The organism is Mycobacterium interjectum (assembly GCF_900078675.2).
GTDB lineage: Bacteria > Actinomycetota > Actinomycetes > Mycobacteriales > Mycobacteriaceae > Mycobacterium > Mycobacterium interjectum.
This window is the reverse complement of the sequence record NZ_LT546237.1, coordinates 1,121,087-1,146,095: the sequence shown is the minus strand read 5'-3', so window position 1 is coordinate 1,146,095 and position 25,009 is coordinate 1,121,087. Positions and strand designations below refer to the sequence as shown.

Annotated in this window: 25 protein-coding genes and 3 pseudogenes; 8 read left to right on the top strand and 20 right to left on the bottom strand. The window is 66.4% G+C overall.

Annotation, left to right across the window (positions count from 1 at the left end; genetic code table 11):
• Positions 1–64 precede the first annotated feature (64 nt).
• From BN4348_RS39700 to BN4348_RS39670, 7 genes and pseudogenes are all read right to left on the bottom strand, one after another.
• Positions 65–388, bottom strand: a complete 324-nt coding sequence (locus BN4348_RS39700; protein WP_066911901.1) for an STAS domain-containing protein — start codon at positions 386–388, stop codon at positions 65–67.
• Positions 385–2,978, bottom strand: a pseudogene (locus BN4348_RS39695) (SpoIIE family protein phosphatase). Before BN4348_RS39695 ends, BN4348_RS39700 begins: the two are co-directional and overlap by 4 nt.
• A gap of 165 nt (positions 2,979–3,143) precedes the next feature.
• On the bottom strand, positions 3,144–4,052 hold the full coding sequence (locus BN4348_RS39690; RefSeq protein ID WP_066911898.1) for a pyridoxamine 5'-phosphate oxidase family protein: 909 nt from the start codon (positions 4,050–4,052) through the stop codon (positions 3,144–3,146).
• A gap of 4 nt (positions 4,053–4,056) precedes the next feature.
• Positions 4,057–4,965 (bottom strand): aldo/keto reductase, encoded by a 909-nt coding sequence (locus BN4348_RS39685; protein ID WP_211145708.1) that lies wholly within the window; start codon positions 4,963–4,965, stop codon positions 4,057–4,059.
• Positions 4,966–4,972: 7 nt separating this feature from the next.
• Positions 4,973–5,764: a cysteine hydrolase gene (locus BN4348_RS39680; protein WP_084454098.1), complete on the bottom strand. Its 792-nt coding sequence runs from the start codon at positions 5,762–5,764 to the stop codon at positions 4,973–4,975.
• Between the two features lie 107 nt (positions 5,765–5,871).
• Positions 5,872–6,462 carry a TetR/AcrR family transcriptional regulator gene (locus BN4348_RS39675; protein ID WP_066911894.1) on the bottom strand — a complete coding sequence of 197 codons (591 nt, stop codon included), beginning with the start codon at positions 6,460–6,462 and terminating at the stop codon, positions 5,872–5,874.
• A gap of 78 nt (positions 6,463–6,540) precedes the next feature.
• Positions 6,541–6,774 (bottom strand): hypothetical protein, encoded by a 234-nt coding sequence (locus BN4348_RS39670; RefSeq protein ID WP_066912062.1) that lies wholly within the window; start codon positions 6,772–6,774, stop codon positions 6,541–6,543.
• A 279-nt stretch (positions 6,775–7,053) separates the two neighbouring features.
• Between BN4348_RS39670 and BN4348_RS39665 the strand changes: the two genes are divergently transcribed.
• Both BN4348_RS39665 and BN4348_RS39660 read left to right on the top strand, forming a co-directional pair.
• A complete protein-coding gene (locus BN4348_RS39665) occupies positions 7,054–7,503 on the top strand; it encodes a DUF5994 family protein (RefSeq protein WP_066911891.1) in 450 nt (149 codons plus the stop codon).
• A 61-nt stretch (positions 7,504–7,564) separates the two neighbouring features.
• On the top strand, positions 7,565–8,089 hold the full coding sequence (locus BN4348_RS39660; RefSeq protein ID WP_235852698.1) for a GNAT family N-acetyltransferase: 525 nt from the start codon (positions 7,565–7,567) through the stop codon (positions 8,087–8,089).
• On the opposite strand, the gene BN4348_RS39655 is transcribed toward BN4348_RS39660, so the two are convergent.
• Complete coding sequence (locus tag BN4348_RS39655; RefSeq protein ID WP_066911886.1) at positions 8,082–8,462, bottom strand: nuclear transport factor 2 family protein; 381 nt, start codon at positions 8,460–8,462, stop codon at positions 8,082–8,084. The genes BN4348_RS39660 and BN4348_RS39655 overlap by 8 nt on opposite strands.
• Before the next feature lie 70 nt (positions 8,463–8,532).
• Here BN4348_RS39655 and BN4348_RS39650 point away from each other — a divergent pair, with 70 nt between their 5' ends.
• A complete protein-coding gene (locus BN4348_RS39650; RefSeq protein WP_066911881.1) occupies positions 8,533–10,089 on the top strand; it encodes a succinic semialdehyde dehydrogenase in 1,557 nt (518 codons plus the stop codon).
• A 66-nt stretch (positions 10,090–10,155) separates the two neighbouring features.
• Positions 10,156–10,588: pseudogene (locus BN4348_RS39645) on the top strand (DUF4383 domain-containing protein).
• Positions 10,589–10,635: 47 nt separating this feature from the next.
• On the opposite strand, the gene BN4348_RS39640 reads toward BN4348_RS39645, so the two are convergent.
• Positions 10,636–10,977: an RNA polymerase-binding protein RbpA gene (locus BN4348_RS39640; RefSeq protein ID WP_066912059.1), complete on the bottom strand. Its 342-nt coding sequence runs from the start codon at positions 10,975–10,977 to the stop codon at positions 10,636–10,638.
• On the opposite strand from BN4348_RS39640, the gene BN4348_RS60410 reads away from it, so the two are divergent.
• Positions 10,961–11,185 (top strand): hypothetical protein, encoded by a 225-nt coding sequence (locus BN4348_RS60410; protein ID WP_167670448.1) that lies wholly within the window; start codon positions 10,961–10,963, stop codon positions 11,183–11,185. The genes BN4348_RS39640 and BN4348_RS60410 overlap by 17 nt on opposite strands.
• 268 nt (positions 11,186–11,453) lie before the next feature.
• Here the strand turns inward: BN4348_RS60410 and BN4348_RS39635 are convergent, their stop codons facing one another.
• Positions 11,454–12,692 (bottom strand): fatty acid desaturase family protein, encoded by a 1,239-nt coding sequence (locus BN4348_RS39635; protein WP_066911879.1) that lies wholly within the window; start codon positions 12,690–12,692, stop codon positions 11,454–11,456.
• A 375-nt stretch (positions 12,693–13,067) separates the two neighbouring features.
• Positions 13,068–13,970: an alpha/beta fold hydrolase gene (locus BN4348_RS39630; protein WP_066911876.1), complete on the bottom strand. Its 903-nt coding sequence runs from the start codon at positions 13,968–13,970 to the stop codon at positions 13,068–13,070.
• 275 nt (positions 13,971–14,245) lie between these two features.
• Between BN4348_RS39630 and BN4348_RS39625 the strand changes: the two genes are divergently transcribed.
• The gene (locus tag BN4348_RS39625) at positions 14,246–15,205 is read left to right on the top strand and encodes a hypothetical protein (RefSeq protein WP_066911874.1); all 960 of its coding nucleotides are present in this window, start codon (positions 14,246–14,248) and stop codon (positions 15,203–15,205) included.
• A 32-nt stretch (positions 15,206–15,237) separates the two neighbouring features.
• On the opposite strand, the gene BN4348_RS59970 is transcribed toward BN4348_RS39625, so the two are convergent.
• Together BN4348_RS59970 and BN4348_RS39620 are read right to left on the bottom strand one after the other, a co-directional pair.
• Positions 15,238–15,405 (bottom strand): hypothetical protein, encoded by a 168-nt coding sequence (locus BN4348_RS59970; protein ID WP_160040412.1) that lies wholly within the window; start codon positions 15,403–15,405, stop codon positions 15,238–15,240.
• Between the two features lie 175 nt (positions 15,406–15,580).
• Positions 15,581–16,743, bottom strand: a pseudogene (locus BN4348_RS39620) (IS3 family transposase); the annotation flags it as partial.
• A 57-nt stretch (positions 16,744–16,800) separates the two neighbouring features.
• Between BN4348_RS39620 and BN4348_RS39615 the strand changes: the two are divergent.
• The gene (locus BN4348_RS39615) at positions 16,801–17,253 is read left to right on the top strand and encodes a glucose-6-phosphate dehydrogenase (RefSeq protein ID WP_066911872.1); all 453 of its coding nucleotides are present in this window, start codon (positions 16,801–16,803) and stop codon (positions 17,251–17,253) included.
• A gap of 69 nt (positions 17,254–17,322) precedes the next feature.
• Here the strand turns inward: BN4348_RS39615 and BN4348_RS39610 are convergent, their stop codons facing one another.
• A complete protein-coding gene (locus BN4348_RS39610; RefSeq protein WP_235852697.1) occupies positions 17,323–18,258 on the bottom strand; it encodes a polyphosphate kinase 2 family protein in 936 nt (311 codons plus the stop codon).
• 530 nt (positions 18,259–18,788) lie between these two features.
• On the opposite strand from BN4348_RS39610, the gene BN4348_RS39605 reads away from it, so the two are divergent.
• On the top strand, positions 18,789–19,100 hold the full coding sequence (locus BN4348_RS39605; protein ID WP_066911869.1) for a hypothetical protein: 312 nt from the start codon (positions 18,789–18,791) through the stop codon (positions 19,098–19,100).
• A 93-nt stretch (positions 19,101–19,193) separates the two neighbouring features.
• Here BN4348_RS39605 and BN4348_RS39600 read toward each other — a convergent pair whose 3' ends face one another.
• The 6 genes from BN4348_RS39600 to BN4348_RS39575 all read right to left on the bottom strand — a co-directional run bounded on the left by BN4348_RS39600 (position 19,194) and on the right by BN4348_RS39575 (position 25,008).
• Positions 19,194–20,105 (bottom strand): universal stress protein, encoded by a 912-nt coding sequence (locus BN4348_RS39600; RefSeq protein WP_066911866.1) that lies wholly within the window; start codon positions 20,103–20,105, stop codon positions 19,194–19,196.
• 138 nt (positions 20,106–20,243) lie between these two features.
• On the bottom strand, positions 20,244–20,693 hold the full coding sequence (locus BN4348_RS39595; protein WP_066911863.1) for a universal stress protein: 450 nt from the start codon (positions 20,691–20,693) through the stop codon (positions 20,244–20,246).
• The gene (locus tag BN4348_RS39590; protein ID WP_142308690.1) at positions 20,690–21,340 is read right to left on the bottom strand and encodes a V-type ATP synthase subunit D; all 651 of its coding nucleotides are present in this window, start codon (positions 21,338–21,340) and stop codon (positions 20,690–20,692) included. The genes BN4348_RS39595 and BN4348_RS39590 overlap by 4 nt, the downstream gene beginning before the upstream one ends.
• 4 nt (positions 21,341–21,344) lie before the next feature.
• On the bottom strand, positions 21,345–22,730 hold the full coding sequence (locus BN4348_RS39585; RefSeq protein ID WP_066911857.1) for a V-type ATP synthase subunit B: 1,386 nt from the start codon (positions 22,728–22,730) through the stop codon (positions 21,345–21,347).
• Positions 22,731–22,747: 17 nt separating this feature from the next.
• Positions 22,748–24,499: a V-type ATP synthase subunit A gene (locus BN4348_RS39580; RefSeq protein WP_235852696.1), complete on the bottom strand. Its 1,752-nt coding sequence runs from the start codon at positions 24,497–24,499 to the stop codon at positions 22,748–22,750.
• The gene (locus tag BN4348_RS39575) at positions 24,496–25,008 is read right to left on the bottom strand and encodes a V-type ATP synthase subunit E family protein (RefSeq protein ID WP_142308689.1); all 513 of its coding nucleotides are present in this window, start codon (positions 25,006–25,008) and stop codon (positions 24,496–24,498) included. Before BN4348_RS39575 ends, BN4348_RS39580 begins: the two co-directional genes overlap by 4 nt.
• Position 25,009 lies beyond the last annotated feature (1 nt).

Sequence of the window (25,009 nt, the reverse complement as noted above, 5' to 3'; positions counted from 1 at the left end):
ATCGGCGGCGGAACCCGCTACGAGAACGGACTTTCCGCGGATCGTCGGAGGGTCGTCGCCGGCGTCAGCGTTCAGCCGGCGGCGCGGATTCGGTGGTGACCAGTTCGGTGAGACCGCTGATATTGAGGATCGGCATCAGCAGCGGGTGGGCGACCAGCCGGATGTCGTCGGCGCGGGCAAACAGGGCGTTGATGGCGGCGCTGTCGAGGTACTCCACGGCGCTGAGGTCGACAGTGAGCGTTTCGCCCCCGCCACCGGCTTCGGTGGTGGCGGTGGTGAGGGCTTGGTTGAAGACGTCGATGTTGCTCAGGTCGATTTCCCCCGCGGCGGTCAGGACGAGATTCCCGTCGTCGCGGCGGGCGGTGTCGAGGGTGAGCGGCGTGGTCATGAGGTGATCCTCGCGGATAGGTGAACCGTCGTTCCGGCGGTACCGGGTCTGATCGTGACGTCCTGCATGAGACCTCGCATGAGCGCGATGCCCCTGCCGCGGTTGGTGCCGCCGGCCGGTTGCGGCGGCTTCCACGAGCCGGTGTCGGTGATGGTCAACTGCACCTGGTCTACCAGTGCGGTCGCGCCCAGGACAATCGTGCCGTCCGGAGCGTGGCGATGACCATGCTCGATGGCGTTGGCGACGGCTTCCCCGGCCGCGACGAGCACGTCCACCGTCTGATCCGGGTCCACCCGAGCCTGGGTCAGCCAGGTGCGCAACGCGGTGCGCGCGGGGGCGAGCTGGCTGACGTCCGCGGGAAACGTCAGCTCCAGCGGTGCGGGGTGGCGGTAGAGAAGCAGGACGACGTCATCCTGGTATCCACCGCTCGGCGCGAGTCCGGACATGATGTGGTTCGCCAGATCATCGAGGGTGGAGGTCCGGCCATCCTGGAGGAGGGCGGCGGCGCGGGAGATGCCCTGCTGCAGCGCACTGCGGCGACGTTCGACCAGACCGTCGGTGTAGAGCAGCAGGGTCGCACGCGCCGGGATGGTCACGTGGGCTTCGGGGCGCGGCCAGTGGGATCGCACTCCCAATGCGATGGTGTGGCCGCCGTCGAGCATCTGGGTGGTGCCGTCGGAGTGGACCAGGATCGGTGGCGGGTGCCCGGCGCTGGAGTACACCAGTTCACCGGTTTCGCGGTCGAGCACCGCGCAGACGGCGGTGGTGCACTGGGCGCCGGGCAGCCGTGCGGCGAAGCGGTCCATCCCCGCAAGCGCGGCAGCCGGGCTGGGATTGTCGAACAGCAGCGCGCGGCAAGCGCTGCGCATCTGACCCATCACGGTGGCGGCGGCGAGGCCATGGCCGACACAGTCGCCGACGATCATCGCGATGCGCCCGTCCTCCAGATCGACGATGTCGAACCAGTCACCCCCCACCTGCAGCGGGGCGCTTGCGGCCTGGTAGCGCACCGCGAACCCGTGCGGCAAATCGGCGGGGCCGAGGATCGCGTGCTGCAACGCCAGGGCGGTCTCGCGCTGCTGATCCACCTGGTGCACCCGCTGCAGGCCCTGGCCTAGCCGGCCCGCCAGCACGGTCAGCAGGGTCTGGTCCTCGAGGGTGAACGGGCGCTGCTCGGCCAGGTCCAGCCAGACGACGAGCACGCCCTCGGGATGCTGCAGTGCGATGCCGGCCGTCCCGGGCGTGGCCGCGGTCGGGGTGAGCAGGTCGCCGTCGCGCAGGGTGCCGAGCATCTNACCAGCCCGAGCATCTGTCGCGTAGCGGCGGGCAGGTCGGCCCACTGTGCGGTTTCGCCGACCGACACCACTTGCGGTGCGCTATAAGCGGTTTCGGTGGAGGAGCCGTGGGCCGGGAAGGTGACGGCCAGCACGCGGCGGGCCCGCCACAGCCGGCGCAGTTCCTCGGCCACGGCGCGCAGCGCGTCATCGACGGTGTCCGCCTGGGCGAGTTCCTGATTGAGCGCATGTTCGCGGCCGGCGGCCAGCGCCAAAGCGATGGCGGCGTGTCGGGCGAAGTCACTCACCAGTTCCAGGTAATCGGTGTCGAAGGGCGGCTGCTGCGGGTGGCGCGCGACGGCGATGACTCCGAGCACCCGGTCGTCGGCGATCAGTGGCATGACCGTCGCCGAGCGTTCGCCGACATCGGTGAACCCTTCGATCGGGTACTGGAAGGAATCGGTGATCAGCGGCAGGCCGCGCCGGGCCACCCCGCCCGTGGTGGACCCCTCCATCGGGACCTGCCGGCCGATCACCTCCGACGAGTAGCGGCCCGCGGTGGCGGCCACCACCAGGGTGTCGACCTCATCGGCGGGCAGATCAGGCTCTTTCGGAACCAGCAGGATCGCCTGCTCGGCATCGGCCAGCTCCAGCGCCCGGTTCACGATCAGCTGCAAGGGTCCCGTTTGCGGGGCCCCGGACAGCAGTGCGGTCGTGATCTCGCGGCTGGCCTTCGTCCATTTCGCCGATTCGCGTTCTCGCTCGAACAGCCGCGCGTTGTCGATGGCGGCGGCCGCCGCCGTGGCCATCGCCCGCACGGCGCCCTCCTGAATGTCGGAGAACACTCGGCCTGGCCGGTCGTCGGCCAGGTACAGGCTCCCGAAGTCAGCGGCCCGCACGGTGATCGGAATTCCGAGGAGTGCCAGGATCGCCGTGCCGCCCACGTGCAGCCCGCTGGCCTGCGGGTCACCGCTCACGTCGTCGATGCGGAGACCGCGGCCGACCGGCAGCTCGCCGAGCCGCCGCGCCGTCTCGTCGTCGATTCCGGCGTGCACGAACGAGGCCAGGGCGCCGTCGGGCGCGCGTATTCCCAGAGCACCGTAGGGGGCACCGGTCAGCTCCATCGCCGCATCGACGATGCGCTGCAACGTGACGTCCAGGTCCAGATCGGAGCCGATCTCGACGATGACCCGCACCAGTTGTTCCAGCTGGTCGCGGGCGGCCACCAGCTCGTCGAGCTGTTCATGCACCGGGCCCGCCAGCTCACGCCGGCCCTGCCAGGTGAACGCCGATTCGTCCCGGTCGTCGACCCCCATAGCCACAAACTTAGTTGTTAAATTCGGGCCGTCTTCCATTTGGGGCCATTACGGCGGCGTCTGGGAAAGTCGGTTGCGTCAGCGGGCCCCGGCATCGAGGCTGCGCACAGATCGCGGTTTGCCCAGCAACGCAGGCGCTGAGCGCAGTCTCGAACGCGCTCGCTATCACGCGGGGCGAATGTCGTCCGCCTCGCCGAGGGCGGGCAGCGCCGTGCTGATCACCCGCTGGGGAACGAAATGGACGCGACGCCCGGTGGGACCGGCGTCGCCGGCAGCCGCCGTGTCGCTCCAGCTGACCGCCGCGTTGCCGGAGAGCTGAAGCGCGATGCCGGCGCGGAAGTCCAGGAACAGCAGGGCCGCGGCGGGGTCCGCGGCGAGGTTGCCCAGGCTGTTGAACATGTTGTTGCCCGGGTAGTCGGGCCACCACAGCTGCCCTTCGGTGGCGCGGACGAACCCCGGAGGGCCGCCGCGGTGCGAGGCGTCGTTGCCGGAGGTGGCGTGGGCGGTACCCAGAAAGAACGTGTCGGCGGAGGTGATGAGGCGAATGTCGTCGGGCCGCAACGTGTTTCCGGAATACAGCCGCACGCGGTTGTCGTCGGGTGGTCCTTCGACCTTGATGCGCCGCTGCTGAATGTATTGCGGGCAGTTGCCGTAGGCCTGGTCGATGTCGATGGCCAGTCCGGCCTCGGCGGCGGTGGCGCGACCATTGATCCGGACCCGCCGGCGGGTTGCGAAGTTCATGGCGACGACGCCCACCGGTTGCCCGCAAGGCAGGCGGTGCAGGGGATCCGCGTCCGGCAGCGACGCGTGGATCTGCAGGGTGGTCGGCGACGCTGCCCGCAGGAACCCGGGCGGCCCCAGCAGCGGTGAGGCCCACAGCCGCCCGGTCGTATCGCGCGCGGCCAGCGCCGCGAACGTCATCTCGGAGAGGGCTGCGGCCATCCCGTCCCGCAGCCGCCCCGGGCCGACCATCGGCGCGAGCCGGGCGGCCTGCGCTTCGACCCCGGCCTGGCGTTGCACCGCCAGCTCACCGGTGTGGAAGCGCAGGCCGGCCGACTCGCTCTCAATCGTCATCTGCTCAACTGCCCTGCGGGACTTCGGCGAACCCCGGTTCTCCGGCATCGACGACGGAATTGAACCGGTGCCGAGTTTCCAGACGTTCGTTGATCTCGTGGATCGCGCTCTCCGGGAGGGCGGTGACGTCAAAGTTTTCGCGAATACGCGCCGGCGTCACGGATGCCGTGAGAACGGCGCTGCCGCGCTGGATGCCCCAGGCCAGAAGCACTTGCGCGGGGGTCTTTCCGAGGCGGGAGGCAATCGAGGCGATGAGGGGGTCGTCGAGCAGGCGCGGTTGCAGCGCGTGTCCCAGCGCGGCGAATGCCAGCAGGATGATCCCGTGCGTCGTGCACAATTCGTGGAGTCCCCATTGCGGGTGATAGGGGTGCGACTCGACCTCGACGACCGCCGGCTTGATCCGGGCGGTTTCGACGATCGTCCGGGTGCCCGCAGCGTCGATGTCCGACAGCCCTATCGCTCGCGAAAGACCCTCGTCGACAAGGCTTTCCATCGCCGCCCAGGTCTCCTCGAGGGTGACGCCGTCGTCGTAGACGACAGCCCCGCGAGCGTCGCGGGGATCCTGATCGTCGCCGGGCCCGAACGCGAATGGCGTGTGCACCAGATACAGATCGACGGCCTCCAGCCCCAGCCTGTCCAGGCTGGCCTGCAGCGCGGGCCTGACGCGTTCGGGTCGATGGTTGTTGTTCCACAGCTTGGTGGTGACGAACAGTTCCTCGCGGCGCACGGTGCCGTCCGCGAACAATTCTTTGAGCGCCGCGCCGACCTCGGCTTCGTTGCGATAGCGCTCGGCGGCGTCGAGGTGACGGAACCCGACCTGCACCGCGGCCTTAACGGCATCTCGCGTCCTGGTGTTGTCGGACAGCGACGTCCCGAACCCGAGCGCAGGAATCGCACCGCTGCCGTTGTTCAAGGCAAATCTATGCTGACTGAGGTTGTGGTTCGTCGCCATGGCCTTCTGCCTCTCGTTGTGTTGACAAAATCTCTTCGGGGACAATGTGTTCCGTGTGCGTGGCGAGGTGTGCGACGGCCTCGGCAGTCGTCCAGATGGCGCTGGCGAGGAACCGGAAGTTCACCAGGGCCGCGAGATAGCCGTCGCCTTCGGGCAGCCGCGGGCCCGCCGTGGCGTCCTTGACGACAGCGACCTCGAAGCCCTGCTCGATCAGTTCGCGCAGGTGGCCTTCGACGCACAGGTTGGCCGCCATCCCCGCCAGGATGACCTGGTTTACCCCGCGCTTGCGCAGCTGCAGGACGAGGTCGTTCGACTCGGGGCCAACGATCTTGTGCGGAGAGGCGATCACGGTCCGCCCGTCGTGGATGTGTTGCCGGTAAGCGGGCAGAAAGTCGGCGCCGGATCCGGCAAACCCGTCCGTCGTATAGGCGCCCTGGCGCCCGAACATGCCGACGGCGCTCATGAATTTCTCGAGCGGATCGCCAAACCGCCACTGCTTGTCGGTTGGGTAGAAGTAATGCGGCGAAATCGCGACCGTGATGCCCGCCAGCTTCGCCGCGTCGAACAGCTCGCCGATGTGGGCGACGGTGCGATTGTCGCGGATGCTGTCACCGAACACCGGCCAGGCGGCACCGCCCGGGCTCAGAAAATCGATCTGCGGGTCGGTGATGACGAGCGCGGCGTGCGCCGGATCGAGCTCAAACCCCGAATCGGGCAGCGCGGGTTGCTCCGGCTCGGCGTAGATGGTCGGGTCTGACATGGGGCCGTCCTTGCGATTCGGGAAGGGCGAGCGTCTGGCTTGTACTATAGATGACCAGTCGTCTATTCAACAAGGTGGGTCGGCCAGTCATTCCCGTGGCGGACGGATCAGTGCAGGAGCACGGGGACGGTGACTGCTTCGAACCGGTCGTACGGGGTGCGACTGCGGGTCACTTTCCCGCGGAGTGCCGCGCCCTCCCACGCCTCGATGAGCTGGGCGGCCAGCTCCCCCGCATCGAGATCCCTGCGGATGCCACCGGAACCGCGCTGGCCGGCACGCACGCACGTGGTAAGCGCCGCGTCCCAGCGGTCGAGGATGCGGGCGAGCTCGGTGCGCACCGGTTCGCTCGACCCGCCGAGTTCGAGCGACAGGTTGCCCACCAGGCAGCCGAGCAGGAAGTCGCCGGCCTCGTGTTCGTCGGCGAGCGCATGGAAGAAGCGCGCGATTCGCTCCTGCGCCGTGCCGTCCGCGTTCAGGATCGGCAGCAGCCGCGCCTCGACATCGGCCCAGTAGTGTTCGAGGATCGCCGCGGCGAAAGCCTCTTTGCTGTCGAAGTACGCGTAAAACGACCCCTTCGGCACCCCTGCCGCGTCGGTGATGTCCTTGACGCCACTGGCCGTGAAACCTCGGGCGTGCACGAGTGCGAGCCCCGCCTCGAGCAGGCGGCGACGCACCTCTGGGTTCGGTGGGCGCGGCATAGCGCTACATAATAGCCGACCGGTCGGCTATCTTCGTGGGCGCTCAGGGCAGCGGCCGATTCGAAGCCCGGGCGGCTGTCAATATGCCTTGGCGTACCTGCGGACCATCTCGTCCTCGCCGAAGGTGCTCGTGCGCTGCAGGCCGTTGTCGTCGCGGGTGAAAAACGTCCACTGCCGCGGAGTGCTCTGGGGCCCACCGATCAGTTTCACGGTCAGGCGCAGTTTGGTGTCGCGCAACGTGCCGATGATGTCACCGACCCGGACCTGCGACGGATGGATCTGGGGTGCGTCGCACCAATTCTCTATGGGCATTTCGTCCATCCTTTGGTTGTTGCCGCAACCCTACTTGGGATTTGCGTTCCGCGCTGGTCACCCGACCGGTCCGCCCGGCCGCTGGTGGCGTAGCGTCAACCGCGAGCCGTTTCGTTGTCCGCGGTGATCCACCGCGATCAGCGGGGTGACACCCCCGGGCAATGCGATTCCTCCGCTCGGCCCGCGCCCGCGGGGCAGGCGATGCAGAACGTGAAGGACCAGCCCGTGGATCGCGCCGCGTTAAGCGTAAGTACAGCTCGCAAATCGGTCGGCTGAGCGATGACCTATCCACGAGCGCGGCGGCGCAGCACCGATCCCGTCCGGCTCTCCGTGGCCCGCCAGTTGGGTGGGGCGATCGACGGAGCGTGGTGGCCCCGCGCAGACCGGATCACCAATGAATTGCCCACTCTTGTCGCGGCCCTGACTCCCCTGCTCGGCGACATCGACTCCATCAACGTCAACTGGCCACCGCTGCAACGACCGCCCGACTTCAATTGGGCGGGTTGGGAACACAAGCGCCAGCATGTGATGACGTTGAGCGGCGGTGAGGTACACGTCAACCTTCTGGTCATCCCGTATGCCACCCACACCGCGCTCGCCGTGATGGTGCTGCGCCGCGCCGCCGACCTGCCCGTCGACTCGTGCGACCAAGGCAAGCCCGCGTTTCTGACCGCCGGCCTGATCCTGCAGGCCGCCCGGCAACAACTCGCCACGGCCGTCACTGAATAACTCGAGGTTCCCGCCGAATTCGTAGTGGGACACTACCGGCATGGCAGCAAGCGATAGCGGGGTGCGGCCGGCGATCCCGGACGACGCCGCCGGTTGCACGGCGATTTACCGCCCCTACGTTGAGAACACGGCGATCACCTTCGAAGTGGAAGTCCCGACGGTAGCGGAGATGGCCGCGCGTATCGCCGCGGCCCGGGCCACCCATGAATGGCTTGTCGCGGCGGACGCCGCCGGGCGAGTGATCGGCTACGCCTACGCCCACGCGTTCAATCCCCGAACCGCTTACCAATGGTCGGCCGAAACCAGCATCTACATCGATAACGCGCATCACCGCTCGGGCGCCGGCCGCGCGCTCTATACGGAGCTGCTGCGCCGGCTGGCCGAGCGCGGTTACCGCCGCGCCTTCGCCGGCATTACCCAACCCCATCACGCCAGCAACGCATTTCATCGATCCTTCGGGTTTGAAGATGCGGGCCTGTACCGCCGCGTCGGATGGAAACACGACCGATGGCATGACGTCGCCTGGATGCAACTCGACCTGCCGCCTGCCGCCGACCAGGGCCGCCCGCCGACCCCAATCAGCTGATCGGGTCCGTAGCCTGTTGCGCGGCAACGAGATACGTTCCATGGCCCTCGATGACCAGGCCGTCGCTGAATTGCAGAACTTCGCTGACCAGACCGCCGTCTTGGTTGCGGTATGCGATGACGATCGTGTCGATGCCCTCGTAGAGGGTCTCGATTGTGAACCGCAGGTTGGCGATGTGCCGCAACGCCCGGGTCCAGTAGTCGCGCAGCGCGGGTTTGCCACGAATCACCCCCGCCGTTTCCGGCAGCAGCGCGGCGGCCACCGGCGACGTGAACACGACGTCGTCCGCGAAATGTTGAAGAACCGACTCCACATCGTGGGCGTTCCACGCGTCCACCCACTGCTGACTGAAGGCGGCCGCGTCAGGCTTCACGGGGGAGCACTGTAATCGCCGGCTATAGGCTGGTGCTTTGGACGCCTGCGCATTTTCTAGGGGTAACGACATGTCCGCACCGTCAGCCGAGGTCTTCGACCGCTTGCGCCAGCTCGCCGCGATCAAGGACACCAGCGCACGCGACACCAAGACGATCGACGAGGTCTTCACCGGCAAGCCGCTCGCCACGATCCCCATCGGCACGGCCGCTGACGTCGAGGCGGCGTTCGCCGAGGCGCGCGCCGCGCAGGTCGACTGGGCGAACCGTCCGGTGAGCGAGCGCGTCGACGTCATCGGCCGCTATCGCGACCTGGTCGTCGAGAACCGCGAGTTCCTCATGGACCTGCTGCAGGCCGAGGCCGGCAAGGCCCGCTGGGCGGCGCAGGAGGAAATCGTCGATCTGATGGCCAACGCGAACTACTACGTGCGCGTCGCCGCCGACCTGCTGAAGCCGCGCAGGGTGCAGGCGCTGCTCCCGGGGGTCGGCAAGACCACGGTCGTCTACCAGCCCAAGGGCGTGGTCGGGGTGATCTCGCCGTGGAACTACCCCATGACGTTGACGGCGTCCGACTCGGTGCCGGCGCTGCTGGCGGGCAACGCGGTGGTGCTCAAGCCGGACAGCCAGACGCCCTATTGCGCGCTGGCGTGTGCCGAGCTGTTGTATCGGGCCGGCTTGCCGCGAGCCCTCTACGCGATCGTGCCGGGTCCGGGCTCGGTGGTCGGCACCGCGATCATCGACAACTGCGACTACCTGATGTTCACCGGCTCGACCGCCACCGGCAGGCAGCTCGCCGAACACTGTGGCCGCCGGCTGATCGGCTTCTCGGCGGAACTCGGCGGCAAGAACGCGATGATCGTCACGCGCGGGGCCAACCTCGACAAGGCCGCCAAGGCGGCCACCCGGGCGTGCTTCTCCAACGCGGGCCAGCTGTGCATCTCCATCGAGCGGATCTACGTCGAGAAGGACATCGCCGACGACTTCACCGGCAAGTTCGGCGCCGCGGTCCGAAACATGAAGCTGGGCACCGCGTATGACTTTTCGGTGGACATGGGGAGCCTGATCTCCGCGAGTCAGCTGGACACGGTGACCGACCACGTGGACGACGCGAAAGCCAAGGGCGCCAAAGTGATTACGGGCGGCAAAGCACGGACCGACATCGGGCCGCTGTTCTACGAGCCCACGGTGCTGACCGACGTCACGCCGGAGATGGAATGCGCGGCGAACGAGACGTTCGGACCGCTGGTGTCCATCTATCCCGTCGCCGACGTGGACGAAGCCGTCCAGAAGGCCAACGACACCGAGTACGGTCTGAACGCCAGCGTGTTTGCGGGCTCCGCCGCGGAGGGCGAGCAGATCGCCGCCCGGCTCCGGTCGGGGACGGTGAACGTCAACGAGGGTTACGCGTTCGCGTGGGGCAGCCTCAGCGCGCCGATGGGCGGCATGGGCCAGTCCGGCGTCGGCCGCCGGCACGGGCCCGAGGGCCTGCTGAAGTACACCGAATCGCAGACGATCGCGGCGGCCCGCGTGTTCAATCTCGATCCCCCGCTTGGCGTTCCGTCGACCCTGTGGCAGAAGTCGCTGGTGCCCGTCGTGCGTGCGGTGATGAGGCTGCCCGGCCGGAAGTGACATTGCCATGACCTACTACCGAGCGTAGTATTCGGGGCGATCCCACCGTGCACAAGGAGGTGCAACGTGAGGTGGAGTTTCGCCCAGGTCGGGCTGCTTATCATCTGTGTTCTGCACGTCATTCAGGCGGTGATCGGCTTCATCCTCGAACCCAGCTTCGCCACCGGACCCAACGCCACGACGGTCCAACTGTTCGGGATGGACTACAACGGCTGGCACGCCGTCGCCGGCCTGGCCCTGTTCGCGCCGGGCCTGGTGTTCGCGATGCGCAAGTCGTGGGCCGTGCTATCTGACCTTCGCCGCGATAGCCGGCGCGCTGCCGGGCATTTGGGCGTTCTTCTCGCACCAGGTGGCGTTCGTCTTCACCTTTCCCAACAACACGACCGACGCGGTGGTGCACTTGGTGACCGCGGGGGTAATGATCGCCGTGGCGGCCGTTCAGATCCGCCTCGACGGCGGCCTCCGGAACTCGCTCGCCGATCTCCGGAAGGCGCCGTAGCTCGACGCCGAGAACCTCTTGAGTGTTTAGCCAGCCGTTGCGTGAAACTACTTGCCAGTGCGCCGCGACTTGATGATGTCGAGGCGCTCCTTGAGGAGTTCGTCGAGTTCTTCGATCGAGCGGCGTTCCCGCAGCATGTCCCAGTGGGTGCGCGGCACCTTGACCTTCTTGGGTTCGGCCAGGTCACCGTCCCCGACCAGGTTGCCCTCCAGGCCATTGCGGCACAGCCAGGTGCCGGGGACCTCGGCGTCGGCGGCAAAGGGCATGTCGAACTCGTCGCCGTTGTCGGTGCGGTACCGCGCGATCTTGCGCGCCGCCAGGTCATGGTTGCGGTCGACCTCGTAGCTCAAGGTCCCGAGGCGACTGCCCCTCATGACGCGATCAGCCACGATCAACGCTCCGCTGCAATTCCGCTTGATCGGCCCTGGCGCGCATCCGACCAGACAATCCAAGGAGATCGTGCTCGCCCAGGCCTCCGGGCAGCGTGTACGCAAGTTGCCGCAATTCGACGGCGTAGTCGCGCAAGTCCTGGCGGAGCTGCGCCTCGACGGTGGGCATGACTTCTTCCTGTGGCAGGGATTTACTGAGGCGCTCTGATTGTCGTGCAGCCAGACTTGAAATCCGAGCCGTCCGGCCGTCAATCTGCAATACACCAGGCGGTGCTTTTTCGCGTCTCCCAACCGCGCCCACTACCTTACCCCGGTGGCGGGGCTGGAGTGCCAGGGGATCGCCGCGGCGTGAAAGTCAGCCATCAGGATCGTCCAGGCCTGGCCGAATTCGGGCACCAGTCGTACGAAATCGGTATCACGACACCACAGAGCGGCACATGAGCTGCAATCGTCTGTGCCGCAGCCTGATTCGGTCGCTACGCCGACCGGTCTCTGGACATGCCTGGGTTAGTGCTTCTGAGTATTGCCGTCGCCAATCCGCGCCGCCCCATATCGTTTCCCACGCTTGATACCTGCGATGGTTTGACGGCATTCCGGAATCTGTGTTCGGACGCGGTTTCTGGTGCATCGTCGGAGGTCGCGACAAGAAATCGGTCCGGGAGCGCCAACTTGCAGATGGTGCGCGCGGTGAGCAGGTACTGGCGAAGCAACGGACCCGTCGTATACGGCAGGTCGTACGTGCCGCACAAGGCGCGCACCCGCTCGGCGATCTCGGGGTATCGATTGCTCGGCAAGTCAGGAAAGAGGTGATGTTCGATTTGATAACACAGGTGTCCACTCATGAACGCCAGCACGCGCCCGGCCCGGAAATTCGCGGTCCCCAGCATCTGCCGGAGATACCATTCGGGCTTCGTTTCGCCCTCCAGCACCGACGGGGTGAACTTTTCCGCTCCATCCACGAAGTGCCCGCACAGGATCACGGCGCAGGCCCAGACATTGCGCAGCCCGTTGGCAACCACATTGGCCCCCAGGGTGCGCCACCACCGCCGGCGGCTCAGCGCGGGAAACAGCACGTAGTCCTTACCGACCTGCCCGGCGATCTTGCGGACCAGCGCTGTCTTGTGAGCGGCTTTACCGGCGGTCGTCGTCTCCCGCTCCTGCACTGAATACAGGCCATGCAGCGCGACGCCCCATTCGAACAGCAGCGCCAGCAGCACCGCGCGCAATGGCTGCAGCAATGCGCACGGCCGCCACTCCTCGTCTCGAGTCACCCGCAAGACTCCGAAGCCGAGGTCGTCGTCCACGCCCACGACGTTGGAGAAGACGTGGTGCCGGTAGTTGTGGGAGTTCCTCCACTGCGACGTGAGACCGGCCATGTCCCACTCCCAGGTGCTGGAATGAATTTCCGGGTCGTTCATCCAATCCCATTGACCGTGGGTGATGTTATGGCCGAGTTCCATGTTCTCGATGCACTTCGCCGCGGCCAGGGCGCCCGTTCCGACGGCCCAGCCGAACGCGCCCCTGCTGGTGCCGATGACCAGCCTCGCCGCGACCTCGAGGGCGCGGTGAAAAGCTATGGCGCGCTTGATGTATGCCCGATCGCCGGCGCCGCGTGAAGACTCGACGTCGCGACGGATCGCTTCCAACGCGGCCGCGAGTTCCTCGAGGTCCGTCTCACTCAGATGGGCGTATTCCGGTACTTCGGTGATGGCCACGGAATCTCAATGAGATTCGGGCACCATGGCACGCGGTGTCCGGGCGGCGACGCGCGGCCAAGGAAGGTTTACGAACCGCAGCAATGTGGGTCACATCCGATCTGTTTTGGAGGGTTGTACGCGCAACAGGCCAAGGCCCGCGCGGGGTCAGGTGAGCGGGGATCTACTCGATCGGGCACCGATCGATGTCTTGGCGTGCATTCGCCGGCACGGCTGCACAGCCGATTCTGATGCCGTCGTCGCCCCCGTCACGGGAGCCCGTCGGCCCGGCGACCCGCCCGAACCACCCGGCCCGGTGGACGGCTGTGCCATCTGTGAGCACCTGCCTGTCGCCCCTAGTCGTTAGTTGACCTCCGAGGCTACATGAACTGCGGATCAGCCGGCCGCGATGCGGTCGATATGGGCAAGGAAGTGCATCAATACCGCATCGGGCGCCTCGATCTGCGGCCAGTGCCCGATGTCGTCGGCGAGCATCACCACATCGGGGTTCGGTATCACCTCGGCGTAGCGGCGGGCCATGTGGGCACCGGAGTTGGGGTCGACCGGCCCGTCGATCAACCGCATCGGAACCGCGGTCCGCCGCATGGCGCGCACCCACCGGTTGCGGTGCGTGTAGCGGTCGTTGATGAACCGGCCGACCTTGTGCAGCACCCGGCGCCCGTCGTTGTAGTCCAGGATCTGGTTGAACACGTCCATCATGTGCCGGGTCGGCTTGGTGTTCGGGCCGAACATCTCGCGCAGCGTCGGTTCGAGCAGCCGACGGGCCAGCGGGCTGTTCTGCGCAGGGCTGAAGACGTCGCCCAACGGGGTGCCCGACATCAGCTTCTGTGCCGCGCGGGGCCTGTAGGCCTCGATGAACATGCCGCCGTTGAGCCAGGTGATCGAGTCGATGCGCCATTCGCTGTACGTCTGTTGGCCGAACTCGTGACGGGCCAGCAGTTCCTGGCCCACCGAATCGCCGATGTCGTGGGCCAGAATGTGCGCGTTGTGGATGTCGAGGTGGTCCAGCAGCGCTTCGTGCATGTCGGCGTGGTCTGTGACGGAGTATTGGTAGGCCACGGGTTTGGCGGAGAATCCCATGCCGATCATGTCCGGCGCGATGACGGTGAACCGTTGCGTCAGCGTCGGCCAGATCGGCGCCCAGTCGAAGGAATTGAACGGATAACCGTGGATCAGCAGCAGCGGAGGTCCGCTGCCCTCGACGCGGTAGAAGATGTCGAAGCCGAGGTGGTCGAAGTACTCGCCCGAGTCCAGCCAGCGTTTCAGGTCAGCGTCCATGACAGTCATCATGCGCCGACCCGGGCACGGTGCGCGGTCGCGACCTCAGGGTTACGAGCCAGCCATTCGGTGTTTCAGACAGTGCGGCGGGTCTCATAAGCGCACTCAGCGCGGTGATGCCGGCCACCGCCCTTTGGGCTGCAGCGGCTACTCAATCCCACAGCTTCCCAGCGGTTTACCGCCGTTGGCAATCGGAGAAATCACCCCGTAGCACAGCGGGAGGTCGTTTAGGCTGGCATGCGTCCGTTCTGAGTATAGGGGGCTCCATTGTGGTAATGGCCGGCATGCGGATTCGTCCCGGCGACACCGAGGAGATAGCGTCCTTGCTTCGCGACGGCTGGCGACTGAGAAATGGCGGCCCGGACCAAGATAATCAGCCGACGTTGTTCTGTTATCGCGAATATCAGCATTGGGACGAACTCGCCGAGTACGTGCGATCGCACGGATATGAGCCCCCTCGGCAGGTACGGCCTTGGGACCTGGATGTGGGTTCAACGCTGAGAAGACTGCCCCCCGCGACGATCCTGCACATGACCCAAACGACCCCGGGACAGATCCTGGCTATCCCGGAGTCCGAACCCACGGAACCTCCGGATTCTTCCACGGCCGCAGATGGCGGACCCGGCGACCGTGGGGCTTCCGATACCACGGTGACGTTAGCCATGCTCGACGTGTTGGAGAGCCCTGACCGGAAGAAGATAGCAAAGACGTACCTCGAGCAGCTGATCGCCCGACAGGACTGGCGGGGAATGGCCGACAAGGAATTGCTGACCCAACTTCAGAGCGAGCTTCGCAAGGATCCTGCGGACCAGGTCGTTCACTGTGAGTCGCTAACCGCGCTTACCGAAGAAATGTTGCGGTCTAAGGCGGGCCTTACGTCTAAGCAGCATGCAGCATTTCTGCAGAAGCGTGTTGACCTTGTCGACCAACTCAAAAAGGATTTGGTGACTTGGCGGAAGCTGGCCTGGTGGGCGATCGGAATCCTGCTCTTTGGTGTTGCCACGTCGATCGCCTTCACCAGCTGGGGATTTATCCTCGTTAGTGACTCGAAGCTGAAAGGATATGAATTAACCGTCTTGATCTTTGTTCTTGCACTAGTCACGATCTCCCCACCCGTATTGCTCCTTCTGCAGCGCCCGCTCAAAGGAATGGACAATTGGTCGCCCTCGCCAATGAAAGTGGGTCGAGAGAAGAGCGGTGACTACGCAGGAGGCAACGACGCGAAAACGCCCTGACCTTGTGTCGCTCGTCGTCTCGCCCACCACGGCTAACTTGGGATGACGATGCCAGCGGCCAACTGCTCCGGCACCGCGATCGCCAGCAACGTCAGCGCCGCGCCCAGGTCGCCGATCACCCACGGCGATCGATAACCGTGCGGCGAGGACAGCGGCAGCGACCGGTCATCGCAACGCGTCGACCCAGCGAGCCACGCCACGCGGACGCGACAGTAGTAATCCGCGAGGCCGCCGTCCCAATCAAACTCGTGCTCAGCCGACGGTACGGGCGCACAATTGAGGAGTCCGCCTGAAACCTGGGGAGCTGCGATGAGCGAGCAACCGTACGACCTCTTCGGCGGGGTCTGCTGCACGGATAGGTGACAGTTTCGGTGACGCGGCCTGATGGGCCGGTGTGGCCATGATTGCTTCGAATTCGATGGGCGTCAACCGGCCAAGACTCACTTGCCGGCGTCGGCGGTGGTAGGTGCGTTCGATCCAGGTGACAATCGCGATGCGCAGCTGCTCGCGGGTGTCCCAGCGGCGGCGGTCCAAGACATTCTTCTGCAGCAGGCTAAAGAACGACTCCATGGCCGCGTTGTCGCCGGCAGCCCCGACGCGGCCCATGGAGCCGACCATGTCATGGCGGCCCAGGGCGTGAACGAATTTCCGGCTTCGAAATTGACTGCCGCGGTCGCTGTGAACCACACAGCCGGCGACATCACCGCGGCGCGCCACCGCACTACTGAGGGCCTGGGTGGCTAGTCGGGACTTCATCCGCGAGTCGATGGAGTAGCCGACGATGCGGTTGGAGAACACGTCTTTGATCGCACAGACGTAGAGCTTGCCCTCGCCGGTGCGGTGTTCAGTAATATCGGCCAACCACAACCGATTCGGCGCATCAGCGGTGAAATCCCGGCCCACCAGATCGTCATGGACCGGTGGGCCAACCTTGCCGTTCTTGCCGCGCTTGCGTTTGCCGAACGCACTCCACCAACCGTTGTGCGAGCAGATCCGCCACGCGGTCCGCTCGGCCATCGGCAGGCCGGCGTCGCCGGCCTCGGCCACCAGGAACCGGTAGCCGAACTCCGGATCGTCGCGATGGGCATCGAACAAGGCGTTGGCCCGATGCGCCTCGACGTACTCGGCGTCGGTGACCGGATTGGCCAGCCATCGGTAGTAGGGCTGGCGGGCGAGCTTGAGGACCCGGCACGTCACCGCGACAGGGATCCCCTCGGCGGCGAGCTCTTTCACGAGCGGGTAAAGCCTTTTCCCGGCAGATTGGACTGCGACAGATAGGCCGCGGCTCGGCGCAGGACTTCGTTCTCCTGCTCCAACAGCTTGATTCGGCGGCGGGCATCCCGCAGCTCCGCCGATTCGCTGGTACTGGTGCCCGGCCTGACACCGTCATCGACGTCGGCTTGACGCATCCACTTCGACAGGGTCATCGGGTGCACCCCGAAGTCAGCGGCGATCTGCTCAAGGGTGATGCCGTCGTCACGGTTGCGGGCGACCCGAACGACGTCGTCACGAAACTCACGGGGATACGGCCTGGGCACAATGACATCCTTCCAGCCCACCCCACAGGGGCAAGCCATCTCAGGTGTCACCTACTCGTGCAGCAGACCCGCGACATCTTCCAGCGGTACTTCAGACCCGCCATCGACGCATATCCGCGAACGGGTGGCGCACTCGTCGAGAAGTTACTCGCGCTCAGTGACGACGTCCCCGACAGATTGGCGCAGACCCGGTGCGCCGCCATGGCATGGGGCAAGGCCGAGACCCCGAACGCCAGGATCGCCTCGGAACTTTTCGTGATCACCCAATACGGACTGCTGTACGCCGCCGGATTGAACGCGTCGCGCCGGGCGCTGTATTACCTGGCCACGCCGCCCGCGTTGTTCGATCCTTTCGTCGATCAGGTCGACACCGCCGAACTGCGTGAGGGCGCGGTCGTCGTGGTGGACAGCCGGTGCGGCCGTGACCTCGCATCCGCGCATCCGATGGACGCCGCATTGCGCCGGATACTCGATGAGCACCTGGCGCTGCGGGTGAATCTGCCCGCGTAACTATCTCTTCGCCGCGGTCTTCTTGGCCGGGCCGGCCGTGGTAGGTCGGTGGGGCGCGGCGGGTGCACGTTACGACGACGGTGCGGCCGCAGGGCCCTCGTCGCCTACCAACTCCTTCCTTGCCTCTGCCAGCTCCGCTTTGGCGGCGGCGTCAACCTGCGGATACTGCGGGTTGAGAGCCCGCAACGTCTCCAACAGCACCGCCGAAGTCGACACGTGGCTAAACCATTTGTGGTCGGCGGGGATCACGTGCCAGGGAGCCCAGACGGTGCTGGTGTGGCCGAGCATGTCCTGAAACGCCCGCTGGTAGTCGTCCCAGAACGCGCGCTCGCGTAGATCTGCGACGGAGAACTTCCAGTTCTTCTCCGGTTCGTCGATGCGCTCGAGGAACCGGCGCGCCTGTTCGTCCTTGGAGATGTTGAGAAACAGCTTGACGATGACGGTCCCGTTGTCGGTCAGGTAACGCTCCCAGTCGTTGATGTCGCGATACCGCCTCTGCCAGATGTCCCCGGCGTCGAGCACCGTGGTGCGCGGCCATAGCGTCTCGGGGTGCACACGGGTGATCAATACGTTCTCGTAGTGGGACCGGTTGAACACCGCGATACGACCCAGTTCCGGCAGCGACCTTTGGTGGCGCCAGAGGTAGTCGTGCGCCTGCTCGGTCGCCGAGGGCGCCTTAAAGCTGTACACGTCGACCCCCTCGGGGTTGAGGCCGCTCATGACGTGCTTGATCGTGCCGTCCTTTCCGGCCGCGTCGATCGCCTGAAGGATGATCAGCAGCGACCGGTCGGCCTGGGCGAAGAAGCGGTCCTGCAAATCCAGCAGCGCCGTCTTCGCCTCAGCCAGCACCGCGGCGCCGTGGTCTTTTCGAAGCTGTTTGTCGCGGCGGCCGGGATCGAAGTCCTTGGCCAGGTCCACCTTGGACCCCGGCTCCACCCGGGTAGCCTCCGCCAGTCGTTTCCAGAGCGCCGACAACTTCGCCTCCTGGTTGTGTGCAACGATCACTGTCAGCCTCGCAGAAGGTCGCCCGGGGTTTGCCACCACCGTCGGCGTGGGTTATCCGCGCCGTGCGCAGCGCGGCGGGCAGTGATCGTCGGCTTCGGCTTCAGTGACGCCAATTACGTTGCCCGCCCGGTGTATTGAAGAGCTTCACCGTGTGGGCGACCAGCAGGCGCGGGAAGCGCCGGGAGTTGCGCGGGCGTACGCGTCGGTGCGTCGCCTATGCGTGGATGCGCCTGCCGCTGATTTTTCGGAAGGGTGCGTGGATGCCGAAGGACAATGCGAGCAAGAAGCTGACGGTTTCGAGCAGGAATCTGAAAGCCTCCCGACATTGCCCGCGGCGCCCCTGGGTTACCCCACGCGCGAGATGACTCCGGGCGAGCAGCCGGGTCAACTCCGCGGTCAGAAAAAGTTGGTAATTTGGCACCGATTGCCGCGCCGGAAGTAATGCGGCGATTAGGACGAAATCCTGGCCCCTATTGGACCGAGAAGATGAGCAGGTCTACGCACCGAGAGACCGCGTGCAACACTGGCCCATGCCCATCTTGCAGATCGAACACCAGATTGCCGACCTCGACGCGTGGCTGCGCGAGTTCGCCAGCCGCGCGGCTGCGCGGGAGCAGGCTGGGGTCACCGCGGTGCAGGTCCTCCAAGCCGAGGGCGACCCGCAGCACATCGTAGAACTTCTCTATTTCGACACCCTCGACAGCGCAAACTCATACAGGAAGTTCATGCGCGAACAGGTGTGGGCATCGTTCGCGCCGGGATTGGCCAGCAATCCGCAGACCATCATCCTCAACGAGTTGAAAATCAACGGGTTGAAAACCACCTCTACATCCGGGCCTTAGCGGTCAGCGTGGAGGTGTGGATTGATTTGTTTGCGGCCCCACAATGGACACGGCACACATGCGCCTGCAATTGCGGGACTAACGAATGACTGACTAAGGCGTGCGAGCGACGATCACAGGCGTCCGGACGGAGTTGACGACGGCCCTGCTGACTGAGCCCAAAAGCATCCCTGTGAACCCACCGCGGCCACGGCTGCCAACCACAACGAGCTGAGCAGTTTCCGCGTTTTCGATAAGAGCATGACCCGGTCGACCGCCGACCACGAGGCGGCGCACCGCCACAGCCGGATAACGCTTCTGCCTTGCCGCAAGCCATTCAGCCAGCACGTGATCCTCACGGTCGTGAACTTCTAACCACTGCGCCGGCGACCAACCCATAGCCGGGGGGCCGAGTTCGGCGAGGTCGCTCCACGCGTGTAACGCAACCAGCTCGGCGCCACGACGCGCTGCTTCATCGAAGGCGATGTCGGCCGCCAACTCTGACAATGCAGACCCATCGATGCCGACGAGCACCGGTGCGTGCGCCGGCCGTGCCGCGCCCCGATCTTCGTCGTGAATCACAGCTACCGGGCAGTGCGCCCGACGCACTACGCCGGCGCTGACCGATCCGAGCATGGCACGGCTGGCCGCATTCAGCCCACGGCTGCCGACCACCAGAATGTCGGCACTACTCGAGAAGTCAATCAGCGTAGGAACGACGGCGCCGTGGACCAGCTCACTACGAACGGACACCGAATCAATGTCGGGCGTACTTTGCGTGACGACGTGGAGCGCATCATCGATGACTCTCTTCGCCTCGCTCTCCCGCCACTGCCCGTAGCCCTCAGGCACCGGGACTTCCCCCCAGACGCCCGAAGCGGGAGGGATCGGTTCTACCGCGTGCACGATCGTGAGCGAAATCTTGTGCAGCGCAGCGTCTCGCGCGGCCCATAGGACCGCTGCGGTGGAGGCCGGAGACCCGTCGACGCCAACAACGATGCCCCGACCGCTCGGATAGGCCGACATCTCAGGTGACCTCGCTCCAGTGTGTCCAGATGTAACAGTCGGTGTCGCTCACGTTACGTGGCAGGCCGCATTCGAACATGGGGCTTTGGTCACCTGTTAGCCGCAGGTCGGTCGGGACACAGGCAGCCGCAGCCAATCTCATCTCGGGCGCGGGACGACGAGGACGGGAATGTCGACCAGCTCGAGGACGTGCCGGGTGACCGTACCGACATACGGCCTGCCCGCTCCCCGTATATCGGATCGGCCGATGACGAGCAGATCGGCGCCCCAATCGCTGACCTCCGCGAGCACGATCGCGGCCGGATCGCCTTTGACGTGTTTCGTCTCGGCCTGGATTCCCGCCCGTTCGGCCTCGGCACCAACATGGTCCAGGAGTGCCACTGCGGCTTTGTTGCGCCTGGCCGCGAGCTGGCTGTCGCGTCCCCGGTCGGCGAGAGCGCGGAGCAGTTCGCCGTCGCTCGTGACGTGCACGAAACGAAGGTGTGCGCCGGTGCGCACGGCGACGTCAATGGCGGCGCGGGCCGCGGCCAGGGCTGCCGGGGAGTCGTCGACGGCAACCAGGACCCTGTGGAACACGTTGGCTGTCATGGCGTTCCTCTGCTGTCGCGGCCCCTGTCGGAAAGGGAGCGATTTTCCGCCGCCCAGCGCAATCGCACGGCGTCGTTGTGCTCGTCTTCGTCAAGCTTGAATTGCAGGTCGGCCAGGGCCTGCTGCAAGCGCGCTATCCACCGGTCTTCGATCGCTCGGAGGCGGCGGCGAGTGGCCACCTCTTGCGCATCGAGAGCCCGGACCGCCGTCTCGAGCGCTGCCTGCCGGACCGCGGCCGCCACCGCCCGCCGATAGCAGTCACGAGCCGCTACCAGGGCGGCGTTGGCGGGGGGCGGCGCGTCCGGCGCGGGTTCCGGCACGCTGCACGTGGCCTCAGCCGGATAGCGCACGCCCATGGACTGCGCCCAGTGGATCCGAACCTCGGCGGGCGCCGGTGTGGCGGCCAGCCGGACCGACCGCTGCCCACCGAGCAGCACTGAACGCAACAGCCACGTGTACGCCTCCCGGCTCGCGGAATCCCATTCGGCAGCCATCATGTCTCGTTCCAGCGCGAGTTGTTCCCGCTCGCCACGAAGGATGCGCAACTTGTGGTCAAGCAGGTCGGCGCCGCGCTGCGCGGTGGAGAGCCGATGTTGCAGCCACAAGCGACCGGCCCGTCCGGGCGGCATATGCAGGATCTTGGCCACCACGTCACCGCCCCGCGGAAGGGCCGACGTACCGGGCCTCGAGCACTGACGTCGGCAACATCGTGAGCTCCCGGCGCGGCAGAACCCGCAGCGCCTCCCACGCGCGATCGAGTGTCTCGTCGAGTGTCCGCGCCTCGTCGCGGCGTTGGTTGAGCAGGCGCTGCTCCACCGCGTGCTCAAAGGAAAGATACGAGCGGTCGGTGGCGCTGAGTGCGTCCTCACCCATCAACTCGGCCAGCTCACGCGCTTGCCGGGCCCGGGCCAGCGCCGCCAGGGTCTGAGCGGCCACGTCGAAATGATCCTCCCGGGTCCGTCCCGGTCCCGCGCCCTTTCGCATGAGTCTGGACAGGGAACTCAGGGGCTCCACGGGCGGGTAAATGCCGGCATCCTGCATCGTCGCCGAGAGCACTATCTGGCCTTCAGTGATATATCCGGTCAGGTCCGGAACCGGGTGGGTGATGTCCCCGGCGGGCATCGTCAAGACCGGAACCACAGTGACCGACCCGGGCACCTCACGGATGCGGCCGCACCGTTCGTAGAGCGAGGCGAGGTCGCTGAAGAGGTAGCCCGGGTACGCCCGGCGGCCGGGTATCTCACCCCTCGCTGCGGACACCTCCCGGAGCGCCTCCGCGTAGGCCGTCATATCGGCCATCACGACAAGCACATGCCGGCCCATGTCGAACGCGAGATACTCGGCGACCGTAAGCGCGATGCGGGGGGTCAATATTCGTTCGACCACGGGGTCATCAGCGGTGTTGAGCAACAACACCAGTTCGCCTGCGGCGGAGCGCATCTCCAGGGCGTCTCGCACAGCAGAGGTGTCGAGGTGGGTAAGACCCATGCCTGCGAAGACGACCGAGAACGGCTCATCACCGACGCTGGCCTGCGCGGCGACCTGAGTCGCGAGCTCGAGATGCGGCAACCCGGCAATCGAGAAGACCGGCAGCTTCTGCCCCCTCACCACGGTGGTCAGCGCGTCGATGGCCGAGACCCCCGTGATGACCGGCTCAGCGGGCGGCTCGCGATGTGTGGGGTTGAGCGGGAACCCCGACACAGGAGCACGACGCACACCGAAGATCGGTGGGCCGCCGTCAACGGGTTCGCCCCTACCGTTGCAAACCCGTCCGAGCCAGCCGGGTCCCACCGGGATGTGCAGCGTCTCTCCGGCGAAACGGACACAGGCGTCGCCGGGCCGGATGCCCTCGGTTCCCTCGAGCATCTCGACGACCGCAATGTCACGGTCGACTTCGAGGACCAGGCCGTTTCTAATCTCCTCAGCTTCCCCGGACCTCAGCACGACCCGCGCGGCCTCGTCCCAACCCACACCCGACGTGCCACGGACGACCAGCAATGGTCCTCGCAGCTCGGACACATCCGTGTACTCGAGCACGCCAAAGGTACTCGTACTCAAGGCAACTCCCCGAGTCGGGCCAGCATGGCTTCAAGGTGCTTTTGGACTCCCTCGAAGTCCTCGGGGCCGGTTTCCTGGGCGGCGCGCAGCACGCTGCCGAAGTCCGTCTCTTCGATCGTCGAGGCGGGCATGCCGGAATCGACGAGCGCATTGCATCGGTCGATGACCGTGAGGACGGCATCGACCAGCGCCGCACTTTTGGCAGTCGAACAGAAGACATCATTCGGGCTCAACGCGCTTTGTTGCAGCACCCCTTCGCGCAGCAGCCGACCGGCCAGCATGACCATGCGCTCGGCACCCGGCATCGCCGCGACGCCGACCAGGTCGGCGAGCGCACCGAGCCGGTCGGCATCCGAGAGCAACGAGCTGACCCGTTCGCGGCGGTGAGCCCACGCCGGATCCCCCCGCTGCGCATGCCACACGCTCAGCGCGTCGGCGTCGCGGGAGAAAGATCCTGACCACGCAACCGCCGGGTAATGCCGGGCGTAAGCCAGGTCCCGGTCGAGCATCCAGACCGAACGGACGAACCGCTGCGTGTGCGCGGTCACCGGTTCGGTCATATCCCCGCCCGGCGGCGACACGGCGGCAATGATGGTGACCGACCCTCGGCGGCCGCCGAGAGTGACGACGTGCCCGGCCCGCTCGTAAAACGCCGCCATCGCCGACGCGAGACTTGCGGGATATCCCTCCTCCGACGGCAGGGCCCCGGTCCGAGACGCGAACTCCCGCAGCGCCTCCGCCCAGCGGGACGTCGAGTCCGCAATGAGCACGACGTGGTACCCCATATCGCGGAAGTACTCGGCGACGGTGACGCCGGTGTAGATGCTGGTCTCGCGCGCCATCATGGGCATGTTCGAAGTGTTGGCGATGATCACCGTGCGGCGGCTCAGCCGATCGCCGGTGCGCGGATCCTCGAGCAGGCTGAGCTCGTCGACCACGTCGGCCATCTCGTTGCCGCGCTCGCCGCACCCGACGTACACGATGACGTCGGCGTCGCACCACTTCGCGATCTGCTGCAGCAGCATCGTCTTACCGGTGCCGAATCCGCCCGGCACGGCGGCACTGCTGCCGCGGGCCACCGGGTAGAGCAGGTCGAGGACCCGCTGCCCGGTGTGCAGACCCTCCTCGGCGTCGAGGCGTTCACGGTAGGGCCGGGGTCGCCGCACCGGCCACCGGCTGGTGAGAGCAACATCCACCCCTTCCACCGTCGCAACCACCGCATCCGCGGCGTAGCTGCCCGCCTCCGCGATGTGCCGCACCACACCGGTGGCGCCGGCAGGGACCAGGATCCGCAGCGGCAACGCAGTCTCGGCGCCGACCGACCCGAGCTCGTCACCCTCCGACACCGTGGCGCCTTCGGCGACGGAGGGCCTGAATTGGCACCTTTCGTCGGTGCCGGCCTCTGGCGCAGTACCGGGACGCAGCCAAGTTCCGGCCCTGGACAACGGGCGCAGCAGTCCGTCGAACACCGAGCCCAACAGCCCGGGACCCAGACCCGCAGAAAGTGGCGCACCGCGCGCAACGACCGGGGCACCCGGGGCCAGGCCGCCGGTGTCCTCGTAGGCCTGCACGGTGACCCGGCGATCGGCGATGGCAACGACTTCTCCCGTCAGTCGGTGCTCACCGAGCAGCACGACGTCATTCATGGCCACCCCGGCCAGGCCCTCGAGCTCGACCAGCGAGCCCGATACGCGGGACACCTTTCCGGTCACAAAGCGCGTCAACTTCCCCTTTCCCAGGCCCGTCACGAAGACCAGAGCCCTTCGATATCGGCGCCCATCTGGTTGATCACCCGGTCGGCAAGTCCCACCAGGGTGTAGGCGGCTCGTCGGCCGTTCGCCTCGGCGAGCACCCCACCTTCGGGGGCCTCACTCACCACGGCGTCCGCCCCCAGCACACGCCGGGCGTGGTCGGCCAGCCCGTCCCGCCACGGTCCGTAACCGGGATCGTCGCGGATGGCTGACAAGGCCTGCACTACCTGGGAACGCAGGTTGTCGTAGGCCTCCCGCTGCGCGGCCAATACGACCGCCCGTGCCTGGCGCCGGTCCCGCGCCCGCTTCGCCGAGAGCACCACCGCGGCGTCGGACTCCCCCTCCGCGCGCGCCGCTTCGAGAATGGAGTCCGCCTCGCTTCGCGCCGCCGCCAAGGTCGCAGCGGCGTCGGCATCGGCCTCGGCCAGCACCCGTTCAGCGTCGGCTCGCGCGTGCGCCGACACCTCCTCTCGGACGGGGGCGAGTGGATCGACCAAGTCAGGCATG

Coding starts and splice junctions, on each gene's coding strand:
- BN4348_RS39680 (WP_084454098.1), bottom strand. CDS start 5,764: ATGTCAGACCCGACCATCTACGCCGAGCCGGAGCAACCCGCGCTGCCC.
- BN4348_RS39690 (WP_066911898.1), bottom strand. CDS start 4,052: ATGACGATTGAGAGCGAGTCGGCCGGCCTGCGCTTCCACACCGGTGAG.
- BN4348_RS39700 (WP_066911901.1), bottom strand. CDS start 388: ATGACCACGCCGCTCACCCTCGACACCGCCCGCCGCGACGACGGGAAT.
- BN4348_RS39675 (WP_066911894.1), bottom strand. CDS start 6,462: ATGCCGCGCCCACCGAACCCAGAGGTGCGTCGCCGCCTGCTCGAGGCG.
- BN4348_RS39605 (WP_066911869.1), top strand. CDS start 18,789: ATGCCCATCTTGCAGATCGAACACCAGATTGCCGACCTCGACGCGTGG.
- BN4348_RS39625 (WP_066911874.1), top strand. CDS start 14,246: ATGGCCGGCATGCGGATTCGTCCCGGCGACACCGAGGAGATAGCGTCC.
- BN4348_RS39630 (WP_066911876.1), bottom strand. CDS start 13,970: ATGGACGCTGACCTGAAACGCTGGCTGGACTCGGGCGAGTACTTCGAC.
- BN4348_RS60410 (WP_167670448.1), top strand. CDS start 10,961: ATGACGCGATCAGCCACGATCAACGCTCCGCTGCAATTCCGCTTGATC.
- BN4348_RS39665 (WP_066911891.1), top strand. CDS start 7,054: ATGACCTATCCACGAGCGCGGCGGCGCAGCACCGATCCCGTCCGGCTC.
- BN4348_RS39575 (WP_142308689.1), bottom strand. CDS start 25,008: ATGCCTGACTTGGTCGATCCACTCGCCCCCGTCCGAGAGGAGGTGTCG.
- BN4348_RS39595 (WP_066911863.1), bottom strand. CDS start 20,693: ATGACAGCCAACGTGTTCCACAGGGTCCTGGTTGCCGTCGACGACTCC.
- BN4348_RS39600 (WP_066911866.1), bottom strand. CDS start 20,105: ATGTCGGCCTATCCGAGCGGTCGGGGCATCGTTGTTGGCGTCGACGGG.
- BN4348_RS39650 (WP_066911881.1), top strand. CDS start 8,533: ATGTCCGCACCGTCAGCCGAGGTCTTCGACCGCTTGCGCCAGCTCGCC.
- BN4348_RS39670 (WP_066912062.1), bottom strand. CDS start 6,774: ATGCCCATAGAGAATTGGTGCGACGCACCCCAGATCCATCCGTCGCAG.